Origin of the sequence: Methanobrevibacter woesei (assembly GCF_003111605.1) — an archaeon.
Lineage (GTDB): Archaea > Methanobacteriota > Methanobacteria > Methanobacteriales > Methanobacteriaceae > Methanocatella > Methanocatella woesei.
Map to the genome: position 1 here is coordinate 15,318 of NZ_MZGU01000002.1, position 16,054 is coordinate 31,371.

A 16,054-nucleotide genomic window follows, 5' to 3' on the forward strand; every position below is an offset into this window, starting at 1 on the left:
TGTTATTTAATTATGTTAATTAAGTGTGTAGAAAAATAACTCTTTACAAAAGTGTTCTATAATTAAGAAGATAATTAAATGTTATTAAAATAGAAGTTAAATGCATTAATTTTATTATTAACATACCATAAAGTATAAATTAGAATTCTATAGGGGAATGTATACTATTAAAATAGACTATCATAAGCCATTTAAAGATGGAATATCAGGAAAGGTAATCGAGCTTAGAGACCATCAAATAAAAGCAATAAAAGCTGTTTTCAGTAAAATAAAATCCAGACAGAACGGATATATTTGTATTGCCAAAGGATGTGGAAATTCTACAACATCCTTTAGATTAGCTCAACTGTTAGAGAATAAACACCATAAAGTTGTTTATTTAACAAGCCCTGACATTTTAAGAAAGTTACCATCAGCAATTAGTTTTAGAAAGGGAAGTTCATTAATAAAAAATTTTAATAATAAAAACTTAATCTGTACAACAAACGGAATTCTTTTTAATGCACTTAAAAAAAGTCGTAAGAAGTTTAACAGGGAAAAATGTATTTTTATTTATGATGAGTGTAGATGGGCTTGCACCAATAATAAGCATGAACTTTTTAAAAGTTTATTTAATAATTCATTATTTTATGGATTTACTAACTCCCCAATTTACATGAATACTTCAATTTATGATAAAACATCTAAAAAGATTTTTTCAAATGAATTATATTCTTATAACCTAAAAGATGCATTAAATGATGGATATCAAACTCCATTTAAAATCAAATACTTTAATGTCCCTACAGATTCTAAAAAAAGAGTTTCAATAGTTTCAAATTACATTATACGTAAAGAAACAGATTTTAAGGGTATTCTAATTACAAGCCTAAACCAAATACATCATTACTATAACTATTTTAAAGAGAACTCTAATTTAAAGATAGCTACTTTTTATTCAGCTAAATCGGATTCTTCAAAAAAGAAGTTTAAAGAATACTTAGAGGATTACAATAAGACATTTAAAACATCCTTTAATTTAAATGAGAACCAGAAAATTCGAGATCACATATTCAATAATCAAAATATTAATCTGTTAATTATTTCCTATGCAGATTATATAAAGGAAATTGATTTAACTAATGTTAATGCCATATACTTTGATAAAATATATGAAAATATTTTAAATACTATTTTAGATATTAATAATAGGTGCAATAACCTAATAACAGCACATCTTTTTAGAAATGTGAAATCAGAAATTGATAATAATCTTAAACTACTCAATGAAAATCATCCATCAGAAAAACCACGATTGAAGAAATATTCCAACTATATTAAGGAATTTAATAAAAATATTACAACAATCCAAAACAAATTGCCATCTCCATTTGATTTTTACAACTTAAAAGAAAAAGATAAGGAAACCATTTCCAATTTAATTGATATATCTGAATATAACTTAAAAAATGCAAAAACTTTCTTGAAATTTTCAGAAAAGAAATTAAGGATAGGAATAGATCTTTTTAATAAATATTCAGAAGCTAATTATAACTATAAACAAGAATCAATAGAAAAAGACAATAATTTAAAATTTAAACTAGTTAAAACAGACCTTATTAATGAAGAATATATTCAAAATCTTCTTGAAGGCAAAATAGAAGAAATTCCAGTAGCAGATGAATATCAAATAACAGAAGAAGACTTTGAAGATGATAGCTGGAAAAGTGATGCATTAAAAGTATACCAATACTGGAAAAATAAAGATTCCTTTGAAAATGAGAGTGCATCTATTGAATCAGTACAAAATTCAATTGCTGATTCTTATGATAAAAACCAGAAAAAATCAACCAAATCAAGTAGTGAAAAGTATGCTTTTAGTAAATGGAAATACAGCAACTGGATCAAAGTATATGAGGAAGTGAAAGAAACATTCCCATTTGATAAGCCTAGAAGTGGCCAACTAGAAACAATATCTGAAATCCAACATGCAATCAATAAAGGTTATAAATATATTATACTAGAAGCTGGAACTGGAACTGGAAAATCAGTAATTGCAGCAACATTAGCTATGCTGCAAGGAAATTCATATATTTTAACAAGCACTAAACAGCTTCAAAAGCAATATTTAAAAGATTTTGAAGGGCATGGATTTAAAGAGGTTAAAGGCCGTCAGAACTTTGACTGTAAAGTCATCAAGAGTACTTGCAAAGAAGGAAAATGTCAAATTGATGATTATAACTGCCCATATGGAATAACAAAAAGAAAATCTGATGGAACAAAACAAGCTTATAAATACTTATATTGGAAAAGCAGTACACATTGTAATTATTATCAGCAAAAAATTGATGGCTTAAACTGTCCTCACATAATAACTAACTATGCTTATGCTTTAGTTGAGCTTAATAATGTGAATGACTTTTTAAAAAGGGATTTGTTAGTTTTAGATGAAGCTCATAATGTTGAAGATATCCTAATGGATTTTTTAACTTTAGAGTTTGAAAGAGAAGAGCTTAAAGAAAACCTTCAAATAAATCTATCAAAAAAAGTTATTGATACTTTAAAGAAAAAAGGACAAAACCATTGGATAAAATTCGCTGAGAGAATACTTAGCAAATATAATGAGGAATATGAATCCCTATCAAAACTTGTTAAAAATAGTAAAAAAGATTTATCCGCTATACAAAGCAAAATTTTTACTTTGAAAGACAATATTAAAGAAATTGAATTTTTTATCACCCAAATTAATAGATATCCTAATGAATGGGTTATGAACTATGATAACAGAAATCTAAAACTTTCATTTAAACCTATTAAAGTAGATAAATATGCAAAGGACTTTTTATTTAGATATGGTAATGTATGCTTATTTATGAGTGCAACCATCCTTGATCCAAAACAGTTTTCTAAGTGGCTAGGTATTAAAGAACATGAAATCTATACAGTCAGAAGAAAAAGTCCATTTAATATAAAAAGACATCCGATTTATACAAAAAATAGCGTAGATATGAATTATAGGAAATTAAGAGAAAATGCACCCTCTACAATCCCAATGATTAAAGAAATTTTAGATAAACATTCCAAAGATAAAGGCCTGATTCATTCAATTAGTTATAATTGTGGAAAATATATTAAAAATCATGTTATCAATAACAGATTAATTATACATGATAGTAAGAATAGAGAAAAAATAATTAAGGAATTTGAAGAAACTGCAAGTCCAAAAGTCTTAATAAGCCCCTCAATGAATGAAGGAGTTGACTTGCCATATGATAATTGCCGTTTCCAAATTATATATAAAATACCATATCCTAATATCACAGATAAGCAGATAGAGAAACGAAAAGATATGGATATGAATTGGTACATCTATAAAACTGCAATTTATCTACTTCAAACATATGGAAGAGGAATGCGTGCTGAAGATGATTCATGTGTAACTTATATTGTTGATTCAAGATTAACAAACTTCATTTACAAAAATAGAAGGCTTATACCAGACTATTTCATTGATGCAATTCAAAATTAATAGCTAAACTAATAATAATGAGATATTGTAAGAATTAGAAGACCTGATAAAAAGACAATAATCAAAGTTATAATCCAAGAATCAAGATCCTTTATTTTTAATTTATTCTCTTTTAAATTAACTATAAGAGGTATTAAAAGAATTATAGGTAAAAAATATCTTGCTTGAACTCCAAGAACTACATTTAATCCCACTGGTGTCCATTGAAGATATTGAATTGCATAAAATCCAACATAGACTACTAAAAAGATTATAGCTAAGAAAATTCTTTTTATTTTACTTAAATTAACCTTATTGCAATAGAATATTGAAACTGCAAAGAAGAAAAGGAAATAAAGTATAGTTAAAAACTTGGTTCCTTTAAAACCACCATAATGGAAGAAAGTTAACTCTGTAATAAATAAATTTGGAACTGATTTTACAATATATACTAATAAATCAATACAGATTAATGGATTTGCCAGAACAGAATTCAACTGACCCTGGAGACTAACATTTGATGTTGTTTGAACTACATTAACTGCTTGAGAAGTGAAAATATTATTAATCAAACCTCCATAAGATAAAATAACTGCTAAAAATAGAACTATTAAAGAAGCTATAATTGCATACACTTGTTTTCTATTTTTTATTAATATTTTCCTTGGAATTATGAATATAGTTAATCCAAGAAGAATGTAAGGAGGCTTAATTAAGCTGATTAATAAACATGATATGAAAAATATTGCCAAGTAGCTATTTTTAAGACCTTCATTATACATTTTCACCAAATAAGTTATAACAACCATTGATAAAGTTAAAATAAAGCTGTCATAGCTTACTGAACATATTTGAGCCATAAGTAGTGGTATTGTCCCCAACATCAAAAGAGGAACTTTAAAATTATCATTAGTTACTTTAATAAGATAAAAGAACACAACTGCATAAAACAGAAGGTTGAATAATCTAGAAACCCATAATGCAAAAATAATTGGAAAGTCTAAAACCTTTGTAAATAAAATTCCTAAGGCAGATAAGAGATAGGAATAAAAAGGAGTTTGTGTAGTTACTGGCCAATAATCCTTAGAATCACCAATAGAACTGTAAAAGCTATCAACATCTAGAAAAGTCAAACCATCATAAACAGTATTTAAAGCAAAGTAATAATCATTTACATAATAACCCTTTTCAGTTGCTTCTGGATATAGTTGCCCCTCTGTTATCAGTTCAGCACGGGTAAAGTGTGTACCCTCATCAGGAAAACCCATTGGTGGTGCTAGAACAATCAACAGAACTCCAAAAATAAGAACTATCAAAAAAGCTATTTTATGTAGATCTAATTTCTTTTTAAATGAATAATATATTAAAATACATGAAACAACAGTTAAAATAGAAACTAAAACCAGCTCATTTTTAAAATATGTGTAGTTTTCATTGTTAAAAGAAAATAACACAAATAGCAATATAAATACCAAGTAAATAAAAATGAATTTATTATTTGTAATTACATTACTATTAAATTTCATATAAATTATTTATATTTTATTAACTACTTATATTTGTAGGTTTAAATAAGAAAAAATAGAAAATTCCATAAGAATAGGATTTATGATTAAAAATAAACATTTACTCCCCCCATAAATTCTTCCTTTTTTACTAATTTTTAGGAAATTTATATTAATCATAACAATTAAAAATTAACAATATAGTTTATAGAAACTATTCTTTTTTTAATAAAATAAATTAATATGGCAGATGCAATACATAAAGAGATGTTAAGAACAATTTCAGTTTTAATGACAACTGCTTTCGCATTCGTTGCTGGTTCTGCTTGGAACACAGCTATTCAAGGATTAATTGAAGAATTCATACCAAAAGGTTCAGCTATCACAAGCTTACTCATTTATGCAATTGTTGTAACAATTATCGCTGTAGCAGTAACTTTATTCATTGGTAGACTTGTCGGTAAAGTTGGAATTGATATTGAAGACTAAATTTAAATTAATAATAGCTTATTAAAAGCTATTACCTTATTTTTTATTTTAACATACTTTTTCTAAAAAAAAATAAAATTAGATTAAAAATCTAATTTAAACATGTTTTATATTGGTATAATCAGATATTTCACGATTGAATGTTGCCAAATCATTTATATTAAAATCATGCACATCACTGTGGTGAGTCATTCTTGCAAATTCCTTAATTTCATTTAAAGACTGATTCAGGAAGTTTGCAACTCTCCAAGATGATTTATCGATTTTAAATCTTTCCCTTAACTCTTCTTTTTGAGTAGCTATTCCAACAGGACATTCTCCAGTTCCACAGATTCTATACTGCTGACAGGATGCTGCAATAATAGCTGCAGTTGCAATAGCTATAGCATCAGCACCCATAGCTAGTGCCTTTGTAAAGTCAGAAGAAACACGTAAACCACCAGTAATCACTAAATCAATATCTGATTCATGCTCATCAAGATATTTACGAGCTCTGTGAAGTGCATATACTGTAGGTACAGAAGTTGATTCACGCACAAGCAGTGGACTTGCACCAGTTCCACCACCACGACCATCCAAAGTTACAAAATCAGGATCTGCATATAAAACATGCTCCAAGTCATCTTCAATTCTTCCAGCAGCTATTTTAATTCCAATTGGTCTTCCTTTAGAAGTTTCTCTTAACTCATCAACAAGATCCTTTAAGTCTTCCTTTGAGTTTACCCATGGAAATGAAGCAGGTGCATGAATAGATTCCCCTTCACTGCGACCTCTAATTTCTGCAATTTCAGCAGTTACTTTATTTCCTGGCAACTGTCCTCCCAAACCAGGTTTTGTACCCTGACCAATTTTAATATCAATAGCATCTGAATTTTGAAGGTTTTCATCTGTTACAGAGTACTTATTTGGAACATACTCAAAAATATACTTATATGAAGCATCCATTTCCTCTTTTAAGATACCTCCTTCACCACTGCACATAGCTGTTTTAGCAAGAGCACTTCCCTTTGCAAGAGCTATTTTAGATTCCCTTGATAAAGCTCCAAAGGACATGTGAGAAATATAAACTGGACTTTGCAGTACCATCGGTTTTTTAGCCTTTTTACCTATAACTGTTTCAGTATTAACTTCTGCATCATAATCCAATGGTTTAGGGTTTAGCTGACATCCCATTATAAGAATATCATCCCAGTTAGGCATTGGCATTGTAGTAGCCATTGAAGCAACAACAGATTCTCCAGATACAGCTATCTGATGAATTGTATCCATGTGTCTTTTAGTTTTATCACTTCTTGCATCACCATGGTCATAATATAACTCTTCAGATTTATTTGATTTTTCTCCTGCTTTTTTAACCTCTTTTTCTTCGTTAAATTTTTCAATTGGTTGTTTACATACTGGACAATGTTTTAAATCCTTTAATTTAATTCCAGTTTTTTCTTCATCATGGACATATCCACAAATGCTGCATTTATAAATCATAGTACCACATCTTTATGTTGAATAGTATAACTAACTGATTTAATATAATTTGTTAAAAAATTAAAAAAAGAGAGATATTTAAAAAAAAATAATTAAAATTGAACTTTAGGAACCATTCTGGATTCATCATCACTTTCAAAGAAATCAGCTTCATTAAAATTAAACATCTTTGCAACTACATTGCTTGGAAACTGTTCACAGCTATTGTTGTAGGTAAAAACAGCATTATTATAACTTTCCCTATAAGATGCAATAAGATTTTCAGTATTTTCAAGCTGATTTTGTAAATTCAAGAAGTTTTCATTAGCTTTCAAATCAGGATAAGCTTCAACAATAGCAAATAATGACATTAAAGAGTCTGAAACCTGTTTATTTGAAGTTGCCATTTCAGGCACTGTAGTTGCATTTAAAAGACCTGATCTTGCCTCTATTACTTCCCTTAAAGTTTTATTTTCATGCCCGGCATATCCTTTAACTGTTTCTACAAGATTATAAATTAAATCTGCTCTTCTGTTTAACTGAACTTCAATTTTACTCCATGCATTTTTTACCATGTTTTTATCATTAACTAGCTGGTTATATTCATGTATAATAAAGTATGCAACAATTGCAAGAACAATAATGATTACCCATGAACCTGGAAGGAAATTATTAACCCATGATGCCAGTACTAAAATAAGAAATCCAATTAAACATTTTATAAAGAAATTCATTATATCCAATCCAATTTTCTCTAAATGATAATATGTACACAATATGTTAATAATGATTTCTAAACTTTAATAACCTATAAAAATAAACTTTTAGTTAATGACTGAATCTGATTTAGAGAAAATAAATATTGTTAAAAGAATAATCAATGTATTTCACAGAAAACCTTCACCTCAATGGGAAAATATCCTTATTGTGGGCTGTGGAATGATTTTAACCTTGGCAATAGCTATATTTTTAGGATTAACCAACTATCTGGATTTAATCATTATTGTTACAACCATTGTGGAAATGTTTGTTGTTCAGAAAATACCTCTAAAAAGAATGGCAAGGTTTCTCTTAATCCTATCACTGTCAACAGGAGCTACTTTCCTAACAGCTACTTTAAGTGTTGGCAATTTAGCTGTTGCAGTATTTTTCTTTATAATCTGGTTTTTGATTTTTGTTATTTTGCAGTTAAGTGAAAGTCCACTTGCTAAAATTGGTTTAAGCAATATTTTCACTTTCTTTTTTGCAGCTACACAAATTGAAACCATGAATCTTATAGTATTTCCAGTTATGGGATTTTTAATTGTTATAGTTGCATCTATTCCAATGTTTATATCAGAAATTGGCAGAAGAGATCCTCATAAAAGAAGACTGCTTGCTGAATTATTTGATGAAGACATTACATTTCATGAGTTTCTTGAAAACAGAGAAAAGATTCTTAAAAGTGATGATTCAGCACGTGTTAAAAGTTTAATAGCTATTGCCATGAGCTTTTTTATAGCGGGAAATAATATTAAAAGCCTTTCACACTTTTTAAATCCTGAATCTTTTGAAAGATATAAACCCTTTGAAAATGAGATTAACAGACTGTTAAATAAAGTAAAGAATGCTATTTTAGGTGCCTATGATTATGATTTTGAGCTTAATTTAGGATATATCACTGAGTTTCAAAAGGACTTGGAATTTAAGTTAAACTCCATTGATGATTTATCTCCAAAATTAGAACTCTTTAATCTATCAATAAGAAAATATAAGACAATGTTTGAGGATTTAAATCTCGTTTTAGCTGATAAAAAGGTGCTTGAAGAGATTGAAATTCATCCGCCATATAACTTCAGATTAAATCTTAAAAACAATTTATCTTTTAGCAATAATAAATTAAGATATTCTATCAGATTTGCAGTTGCAAGTTTTTTAGGTTTTACTGCAGATATATTACTTCATAGTCAGCCGTTATATCCTACAACATTATTTACAGGTTTTACATTATCTCCAAATCAGATAAATACTAAAAAATTAGTTTATCTTAAAGCTGTAAGTACTGCAATTGGAGCTGTTTTATCAATTCTCATTATTAATATCCTATTTAACTACAAAATAGAAGATTTGGCCTTTATAATAGCTGCCATATCCTTTTTACTTTTCTTTGTATTTGAAGAAGACAAACATATAGCAATGATATTCTTTATGCTTGGAATCAGCTTATCAATGCCACTTCATTTAGTGCCACATACAGCTGTTGAACATTTAGTTGCAACTTTAATTGGAGTTATAATAGTTTTAGTTGTTAATTACTTTGTATTTCCAAATGATAATGATAATCTATGTAATCTTATACTTAAGAAAATAAAGATTACAGAAGATTTTATTAACGATACATTAGTTCTTAAAAAAGACACCTATAAATCAACTAAAAAGATTATCATCAATAACTCAGATATAAGTAAAATTATTGATGAAATAAATGCAAATTATTACAATGTTGATAAAGATATTATAATCTTCAGTGAATTAAATGATACTTTAGGAGAAATTCGTGATATAATTATAGGTATAGATACATACATTGATAAAAATTCCATAGATTACAACTTTTCAAAAATCAATAGATTAACTAAAGAATTTTTCATGTTTATGAGTTATGCAATATCTGAAGAAAAATACATATTAAATGAAGATTACAACTTCAAAGAGCTGGAATCAGAAATCAATAAGATAGGAAATGAAATAAGTGTATTAAAACCTTCATTTGAAAGTATTTTAAATAGCCTTCAATATATAAATAATTTAATTATTAAAGGAGAATCAAAACAACTATTTGATATTTATAATGAAGATTTAGTTTAATAGAGATGATTTGATGTTATCACCATATGTATCTGCAATAATATCCTTTTTTATTCCCGGATTAGGCCAGATTTGTAAAGGAGAAATAATAAAAGGCATAATTTTATTTATAATAGCTATGATAATATTTATTGTTTTAAAAACTTATTTAACTCAAAATATTGGGTTAATTTATATTTACAATTTATTCACTGCATATGAAGCATATAGGGGGAAACTAAATGGATAATGCATTAATAGAGCTTAAAAATAATGAAGAAATTTATAAAAGCACATTAATGGAAAATTTAGTAAGAATAGCTAAAACAATATCTGTTTTTGATCAGATGAACTTATCTTCAAGCATAAAAAATGATATGAATCATGTTCAGGGTGCTTATCAGGATGAATTCAGTGATTTATATGTTAAAGGATTTATAATGCGCATAAATGAAGTTAGACAAAAAACAGTCACATATACCGATGATGTGATTGATAAAAATAGTTATTGTGATGCTATTGATTTACTTATACATCAGGAAGAACTTAATCGTCAGGAAGAAGAAGGTGAAAATGAAAAATTTAGAGATGTTTACACAATAATCTCTTTATATACAACATTTGTTATTGATGAACCAATCCATCCAGTTGGATCTCCATTTCCAGGTCATCAGCAAGTGGAATATATTAATGGAATATATTACTGTCCTGTTAAAAAAAATAATGAGGATAATCCAAGAGCTGTTTGTAAATTCTGTGTAGCAGAACAAACAATCGACTCCTAGATTAATTTTTTTATCTGTTTACTGGATATTGTGAATAGTTTTGAGCTCTTTTTTGGATTTGGGCAAATTTATCATTAACTAAGAGTTCACCATCTCTAAAGACAGTCTGCAATATATCCTCACCCTCTTCATCATATTTAATGGTTTTGAAGTTATTGCCATCCTTAATTAATTTAAATCTACCTGTTTTTGATTTTTTACTACTGTCCAATGGATTTTTAAAGATGTCAAACCATTTTCCATCTCTTTTTTGAGCAGAACATTTAAATGCATTTCTTTGAGTGTCACGAGTTACTGCTGAGTGCAATCCTCCACCCATACCAAAGATAATGTTTTCAGCTGCCCATCCATTTGATTTCATAGCAAATAAAATATCCCTTATTTTGTGATAGTTTAAACCATCTCCCCATAAAAGACCAATATTTGAATCAAAGACTTTATATCCTTTATCTGTTTTATAGCTTCCAAAACCGCTTTCAAGGATATTTAAACAGTCTAAAGTAGTTGAAACAGGTTCACCACTATCTGGTCTAAAAACTACTTTATTTGATTCAGTTTTGTCTAAAAATTTCCATATTGCTTCATTAAGCTGGCATCCTTCAGTGGTTGCTTCAGCCAGGAAGTTACGGTAATTATAGCTGTCAATAACTATTGACAATATTCCATCTTTAGCATTTTTAATTATATTTAATGCCTGATTTATTTCTAATTCTGGTCCTAAAGCAGTCATTACACTGTGTTCTGTTGCCTGAACTGAAAATCCATAAAGGTTTGAATCATTATAGTATTTTCCAGGCACAGTCAATGCAGGTATGTTATCAGTACCTTTAAAGTTAAGTAAAGATGCTGAACCACAGAGCATTGCTGATTCATTTGATGTTGCTCCTCTATAACCAAAATCATGTAACATAAATTCAAGATTATCCTTACATGATCCAGTTACATCTAAATAGAACTCACATAGCTTTTTAACCTCTGCAGTTAATGTAGCTATTGTTGAAGGATACCATACTTGAAGAAGTAATGATTCCAGATAATTAGGAAGCCAGAAACAATGTTTATCAGTATTTTCAACAGTCATTAACACATTTCCAACATTTACTGGCATACCTTCTGGGACCGCTTTAATTTCAACTGGTAGTTTTCCATCTAACTCATTAGCTATGTATAACCAGTCAGAAAGATTGAAAATATCTTCACCAATATGGCTGTTAACTAAATCATTAGCTTCAAGTACTTTTTCTTCTGAGACTACAGAGCCTTCTAAATATTTTTTAATAATATACTGAAGTCCGTAGAATACTGTTCTATTAAACTCAGCCCCTACTCTACTTTCAAGGTATGAATAAATCTTTTCTGTACCTTTTGGGTAGAAATAATGGTGAGTTACCTTGTAGCTGTCTGTTAAAAGACAAATATTGTTTTCATACATTTTTTCACCATATTCCCAAGTTTATACTAATTTGTACACAAAATAATTTGTGTGAATAAGATTTTAGATTTTTGAACTATTTAAAGTTTTCTGTTAAAATAAGGAATAGCTATTAAAAAATGTTTAAAAAATAAGAGTTAATTTAGAAAATAGAAAAAAAGAAGAATAATAAATTTTTATTATTCCATACTAGGCAAATATTTTTGGTCAGATGGATAGGAAGAACCTATTAATTCTCCAGTGTTTACATCATATTGACGGAAATTACCATCAGAATATTCAACTTGCCTATAATAACCTTCACCATTTTGATAATTGAATTCTACAGATTCACTTACAACATATGGATCATTAGAAGAATCTCCACCTGCTGAGTTTTGACTACTGCTAACACTTGATGTGTCAACTGTTGTATTATTAGTGATATTGGTTATATTTGTGCTATTAGAATCATCAGAACTATCGCCAGTTAAAAAAACAGCACTTACTGCCCCAATTACTACAACAATAATAATTATAATAGCAATTAAAAGTTTATTATTATCCATAAATAAACCTCCTTTTCTGATTTATTAATAATTAGTCAACCTTATTAAAAAATATTTCCTTTTCAGTATATAAAAAGAAAGAATTAATAAAAATAAAAAATAAAAATAATTCAAGGTGAATTTAAATGTTTAAAAATATTACTAAAACAGATGCATTTTCTATTTTTACTGCTTTTTTCTGCAGTTGTTTAATTATTAGTAATGTTTTAGCCTTTAAAACCTTTGAGATTTCATTTATAACATTGCCATGTGCAGTAATTATTTTCCCTGTGCTTTATATTGTAAATGATGTTTTAACTGAAATCTACGGATTTGAAAAAGTAAAAAATATAATCTTTTTAGGATTTTTCCTTAATTTAATAGCTGTTATTGCTTATGAGATAGCTATTTACCTTCCTGCTCCAAGTTATTTTGTCGGTGCTGATGCCTTTGCACTGGTACTTGGAAACAGTTTAAGAATTTTAATTGCATCGTTTATCTCATATATTGTAGGATCACTTGTAAACTCCTATATTATGGACAGATTAAAAGCAAAATTCGAAAAATATCTCTTCGGCAGATGTATACTCTCTACACTTTGTGGAGAAGGACTTGATGCTTTAATATTTATTTCAATAGCTTTTATAGGAACAATGCCATTTGAAGCGCTTCTTATAATGATTGTTGCTCAGGCATTATTTAAAACAGCCTATGAAATTGTTATTTATCCATTAACAAGATTTATAATAAATAAAGTAAAAGGATTACCTCAATAGGTTTAATATGACTTCTGCATTGCATATATTGCTTCAAGGCCCTGTGAAACTCTATCTAAAAAAAGAGTATCATCCTTTAGACTTTCAATGTAGTGAATCATATTTAATCTTAAATCCTCTAATTTTATACGTGCCTCCAAATCATCAAAATTTAGAGTAAAAATAAAAGCATAACAAATATCACCATCATGTGAAACTAATTTCCAGGTTAATCCATCCATCTTTAAAACATGAACTTTCCATTTGTCAATCCATGCTTCAATAGCTTCACTAACAGATTCAACATCAAAATCTGAGTCTATTTCAAAAAAAGAGCTTCCAAAAGTCATAATTAAAAATTAAAAAAAGTAATTAATCTGCAGTTTCACAGATTATATGAACATTTCTACCACAATCTTTTAAGTATTCACTTGCATCTTCTTCAAAATCACCGATATGGACAATTTTGTAGTTAGCCACTTCCTCATCTTCAAAGGTGATAAATAATGCATTCCATTTTTTATGATAATACAATTTATTTGCATGTAATTTATCAGTTAAAGGACATCCTTCATCATCAGCTGGAGATGGAAGCTTTGTAAAGTATTCATGTCCATGAAAACTTTTAAAATTAGATTCAAATGGACACATTTCAGCTATTTGATTAACTAAATCATAATCAAGCATATTAGCATGAAATTCGTTATCATCAATAGTTATTTTAAATCTCACTATTAACCTCCTATAAAATCTAATTAATAGTATATTTATCAATGAAACTATATTATACTTTCTATTATGTTCATAAATTTTAATCTTTAAATAAAAAATTTCAAGATTATATTTACTTCAAAAGATGTGAAAAAACTGAGAATCTGAAAAAATGAGAGTTATTTATAAAATTATAAATAACAATTAAACTAAAATTTAATTAACTTACTATAAATGTAAGTATTATCATATTATGAGGTTAAATAATGGTAAGTGTAAACTTAGAAGCTAAAAAAACTGTAGATGTAATGATTGAAAAAGCAGATGATTTAAACATTGCTGTTAGTCAATTATCCAACGGTGCTACAATCATCGATTGTGGTGTAAACGTTGCAGGAAGTTTTAAAGCAGGAGAACTTTATACAAAAGTTTGTCTTGGTGGATTAGCAGATGTAGGTATCTCAATACCTGGTGATTTATCTGAAAAATTCGCATTACCTTCAGTTAAAATTAAAACCGATTTCCCAGCTATCTCAACATTAGGTTCACAAAAAGCTGGATGGTCTGTATCTGTAGGAGATTTCTTTGCATTAGGATCAGGTCCTGCAAGAGCAATAGCTAAAAAACCTGCTGAAACCTATGAAGAAATCGGATATGAAGACACCGAAGCAGACATAGCTATTTTAACTTTAGAAGCAGATGTATTACCTGTTGACGATGTAGCTCAACACATTGCAGATGAATGTAATGTTGACCCTAAAGATGTCTATTTACTTGTAGCTCCTACCTCTTCATTAGTTGGATCTATCCAAATTTCTGGAAGAGTAGTTGAAAACGGAACCTACAAAATGTTAGAAGCTATTAAATTCGATGTAACAAAAGTAAAACACGCAGCTGGTATCGCTCCTATTGCACCAATTGACCCAGATGGATTAAAAGCTATGGGTAAAACCAACGATGCAGTATTATTTGGTGGAAGAACCTACTACTATGTTGAATCTGAAGAAGGCGATGACATAGCTGAAGTAGCTGCAAAATTACCATCATCTGCAGCAGATGGATATGGAAAACCATTCTTTGATGTATTTAAAGAAGCAGAATTCGATTTCTATAAAATCGACAAAGGAATGTTTGCTCCAGCAGAAGTTGTAATTAATGACTTAACAACTGGAAAATTATATAAAGAAGGTTATGTAAACGTAGATTTACTTAAGAAATCTTTCGGATTATAGAATAAGTTAATCACTTATTCTAACACCTTTTTTTATACTATATTAAATATAGTCTTGTTTTTTTAAAATTAATATCTTGCAAAATGAATTTTTTCTGGTTTGAAATTTCTCCTGGCAGCAGGTTTTTCTACAGGATATCCTAATGCAATAACTGCAAATGGAATAATATAATCAGGAATATCAAAATATTCTCTAAGTGCATTAACTCTTTCTTCATTAGGATACATACCTAACCAAACTGACCCTATTTTTCTATCAGTAGCCTCAATAAGACAATTTTGAGTGCATGCTCCCAAATCCTGTTGGAAATAATCAAAAGTACCATATTCTTCTAGGATTTTTTTGTTAGCTAGTACTATGATTAATTTTTGAGCACCTGCAGCAGGTCCTGCATATGGAGACATTTTTGAAACAGCTTCCATATCTTCTGGATCATTAACAACAATAAATTCCCAAGGCTGTGAATTCATGGCAGACGGTGCCTGCATACCTGCCCTAATGATATCCTCAATGTCCTGAATTTCCACTTCTTCTTCTGTAAATTCACGAACACTAGCTCTTTCAAATAAAGAGTTCATATAAATTTCCCCCTATTTTTGTTATTTATATAGACTCAGATAATTTTAATAATATAATAATAGGTTATTAAAATATATAAAGTTACCTACTAAAAGTTCAATTAATCTTTTATTAGTGGAATATTTATTTAACAGATTAAAATAATTAAAAGATAAACATATATAAATAAAACTAAAAACTAGCTAATTGTTCAATATAAAAAGATAATATCTCCTTATAGACAAATAATAATTAAAATAAGAAAATTTAAAGACTTATTATAAAA

Annotated in this window: 15 protein-coding genes; 7 read left to right on the plus strand and 8 right to left on the minus strand. The window is 28.4% G+C overall.

The window, feature by feature from the left end; translation table 11 throughout:
- The first annotated feature begins 157 nt into the window (after positions 1-157).
- Positions 158-3,508 (plus strand): helicase C-terminal domain-containing protein, encoded by a 3,351-nt coding sequence (locus tag MBBWO_RS00425; RefSeq protein ID WP_116668920.1) that lies wholly within the window; start codon positions 158-160, stop codon positions 3,506-3,508.
- A gap of 8 nt (positions 3,509-3,516) precedes the next feature.
- On the opposite strand, the gene MBBWO_RS00430 is transcribed toward MBBWO_RS00425, so the two are convergent.
- On the minus strand, positions 3,517-5,013 hold the full coding sequence (locus tag MBBWO_RS00430) for a DUF2142 domain-containing protein (protein ID WP_116668921.1): 1,497 nt from the start codon (positions 5,011-5,013) through the stop codon (positions 3,517-3,519).
- Positions 5,014-5,235: 222 nt separating this feature from the next.
- On the opposite strand from MBBWO_RS00430, the gene MBBWO_RS00435 reads away from it, so the two are divergent.
- Complete coding sequence (locus MBBWO_RS00435; protein WP_116668922.1) at positions 5,236-5,481, plus strand: DUF5654 family protein; 246 nt, start codon at positions 5,236-5,238, stop codon at positions 5,479-5,481.
- 96 nt (positions 5,482-5,577) lie between these two features.
- On the opposite strand, the gene MBBWO_RS00440 is transcribed toward MBBWO_RS00435, so the two are convergent.
- Positions 5,578-6,963 (minus strand): glutamate synthase-related protein, encoded by a 1,386-nt coding sequence (locus tag MBBWO_RS00440; protein ID WP_116668923.1) that lies wholly within the window; start codon positions 6,961-6,963, stop codon positions 5,578-5,580.
- A 92-nt stretch (positions 6,964-7,055) separates the two neighbouring features.
- Complete coding sequence (locus MBBWO_RS00445) at positions 7,056-7,676, minus strand: LemA family protein (RefSeq protein ID WP_116669099.1); 621 nt, start codon at positions 7,674-7,676, stop codon at positions 7,056-7,058.
- A 97-nt stretch (positions 7,677-7,773) separates the two neighbouring features.
- Between MBBWO_RS00445 and MBBWO_RS00450 the strand changes: the two genes are divergently transcribed.
- Genes MBBWO_RS00450 through MBBWO_RS00460 form a run of 3 tightly spaced genes read left to right on the plus strand, consistent with a single transcriptional unit; the run spans position 7,774 to position 10,553 of the window.
- Complete coding sequence (locus tag MBBWO_RS00450) at positions 7,774-9,789, plus strand: FUSC family protein (RefSeq protein ID WP_116668924.1); 2,016 nt, start codon at positions 7,774-7,776, stop codon at positions 9,787-9,789.
- A 13-nt stretch (positions 9,790-9,802) separates the two neighbouring features.
- Positions 9,803-10,018, plus strand: a complete 216-nt coding sequence (locus tag MBBWO_RS00455) for a hypothetical protein (protein WP_116668925.1) — start codon at positions 9,803-9,805, stop codon at positions 10,016-10,018.
- Complete coding sequence (locus MBBWO_RS00460; RefSeq protein WP_116668926.1) at positions 10,011-10,553, plus strand: DUF2115 domain-containing protein; 543 nt, start codon at positions 10,011-10,013, stop codon at positions 10,551-10,553. Before MBBWO_RS00455 ends, MBBWO_RS00460 begins: the two co-directional genes overlap by 8 nt.
- A 10-nt stretch (positions 10,554-10,563) precedes the next feature.
- On the opposite strand, the gene MBBWO_RS00465 is transcribed toward MBBWO_RS00460, so the two are convergent.
- Together MBBWO_RS00465 and MBBWO_RS00470 are read right to left on the minus strand one after the other, a co-directional pair.
- Positions 10,564-11,985 carry a nicotinate phosphoribosyltransferase gene (locus MBBWO_RS00465; protein WP_116668927.1) on the minus strand — a complete coding sequence of 474 codons (1,422 nt, stop codon included), beginning with the start codon at positions 11,983-11,985 and terminating at the stop codon, positions 10,564-10,566.
- Between the two features lie 179 nt (positions 11,986-12,164).
- Positions 12,165-12,533, minus strand: a complete 369-nt coding sequence (locus tag MBBWO_RS00470) for a flagellar protein, FliL (RefSeq protein ID WP_116668928.1) — start codon at positions 12,531-12,533, stop codon at positions 12,165-12,167.
- Positions 12,534-12,658: 125 nt separating this feature from the next.
- Between MBBWO_RS00470 and MBBWO_RS00475 the strand changes: the two genes are divergently transcribed.
- Entirely contained in the window at positions 12,659-13,288 is a 630-nt protein-coding gene (locus MBBWO_RS00475) for a queuosine precursor transporter (protein WP_116668929.1), read from the plus strand.
- Positions 13,289-13,290: 2 nt separating this feature from the next.
- Here MBBWO_RS00475 and MBBWO_RS00480 read toward each other — a convergent pair whose 3' ends face one another.
- Complete coding sequence (locus MBBWO_RS00480; RefSeq protein WP_116668930.1) at positions 13,291-13,617, minus strand: hypothetical protein; 327 nt, start codon at positions 13,615-13,617, stop codon at positions 13,291-13,293.
- A gap of 22 nt (positions 13,618-13,639) precedes the next feature.
- Positions 13,640-13,999 carry a cyclophilin-like fold protein gene (locus MBBWO_RS00485; protein ID WP_116668931.1) on the minus strand — a complete coding sequence of 120 codons (360 nt, stop codon included), beginning with the start codon at positions 13,997-13,999 and terminating at the stop codon, positions 13,640-13,642.
- A 245-nt stretch (positions 14,000-14,244) separates the two neighbouring features.
- Between MBBWO_RS00485 and mch the strand changes: the two genes are divergently transcribed.
- Positions 14,245-15,210 carry a methenyltetrahydromethanopterin cyclohydrolase gene (mch, locus tag MBBWO_RS00490; RefSeq protein WP_116668932.1) on the plus strand — a complete coding sequence of 322 codons (966 nt, stop codon included), beginning with the start codon at positions 14,245-14,247 and terminating at the stop codon, positions 15,208-15,210.
- Positions 15,211-15,278: 68 nt separating this feature from the next.
- Here mch and MBBWO_RS00495 read toward each other — a convergent pair whose 3' ends face one another.
- Positions 15,279-15,788 carry a nitroreductase family protein gene (locus MBBWO_RS00495; RefSeq protein WP_116668933.1) on the minus strand — a complete coding sequence of 170 codons (510 nt, stop codon included), beginning with the start codon at positions 15,786-15,788 and terminating at the stop codon, positions 15,279-15,281.
- Positions 15,789-16,054 lie beyond the last annotated feature (266 nt).

Excerpts from the sequence above, each read along its gene's own strand:
- MBBWO_RS00425 (WP_116668920.1), top strand. The coding sequence starts at position 158 with ATGTATACTATTAAAATAGACTATCATAAGCCATTTAAAGATGGAATA.
- MBBWO_RS00430 (WP_116668921.1), bottom strand. The coding sequence starts at position 5,013 with ATGAAATTTAATAGTAATGTAATTACAAATAATAAATTCATTTTTATT.
- MBBWO_RS00435 (WP_116668922.1), top strand. The coding sequence starts at position 5,236 with ATGGCAGATGCAATACATAAAGAGATGTTAAGAACAATTTCAGTTTTA.
- MBBWO_RS00440 (WP_116668923.1), bottom strand. The coding sequence starts at position 6,963 with ATGATTTATAAATGCAGCATTTGTGGATATGTCCATGATGAAGAAAAA.
- MBBWO_RS00445 (WP_116669099.1), bottom strand. The coding sequence starts at position 7,676 with ATGAATTTCTTTATAAAATGTTTAATTGGATTTCTTATTTTAGTACTG.
- MBBWO_RS00450 (WP_116668924.1), top strand. The coding sequence starts at position 7,774 with ATGACTGAATCTGATTTAGAGAAAATAAATATTGTTAAAAGAATAATC.
- MBBWO_RS00455 (WP_116668925.1), top strand. The coding sequence starts at position 9,803 with ATGTTATCACCATATGTATCTGCAATAATATCCTTTTTTATTCCCGGA.
- MBBWO_RS00460 (WP_116668926.1), top strand. The coding sequence starts at position 10,011 with ATGGATAATGCATTAATAGAGCTTAAAAATAATGAAGAAATTTATAAA.
- MBBWO_RS00465 (WP_116668927.1), bottom strand. The coding sequence starts at position 11,985 with ATGTATGAAAACAATATTTGTCTTTTAACAGACAGCTACAAGGTAACT.
- MBBWO_RS00470 (WP_116668928.1), bottom strand. The coding sequence starts at position 12,533 with ATGGATAATAATAAACTTTTAATTGCTATTATAATTATTATTGTTGTA.
- MBBWO_RS00475 (WP_116668929.1), top strand. The coding sequence starts at position 12,659 with ATGTTTAAAAATATTACTAAAACAGATGCATTTTCTATTTTTACTGCT.
- MBBWO_RS00480 (WP_116668930.1), bottom strand. The coding sequence starts at position 13,617 with ATGACTTTTGGAAGCTCTTTTTTTGAAATAGACTCAGATTTTGATGTT.
- mch (WP_116668932.1), top strand. The coding sequence starts at position 14,245 with ATGGTAAGTGTAAACTTAGAAGCTAAAAAAACTGTAGATGTAATGATT.
- MBBWO_RS00495 (WP_116668933.1), bottom strand. The coding sequence starts at position 15,788 with ATGAACTCTTTATTTGAAAGAGCTAGTGTTCGTGAATTTACAGAAGAA.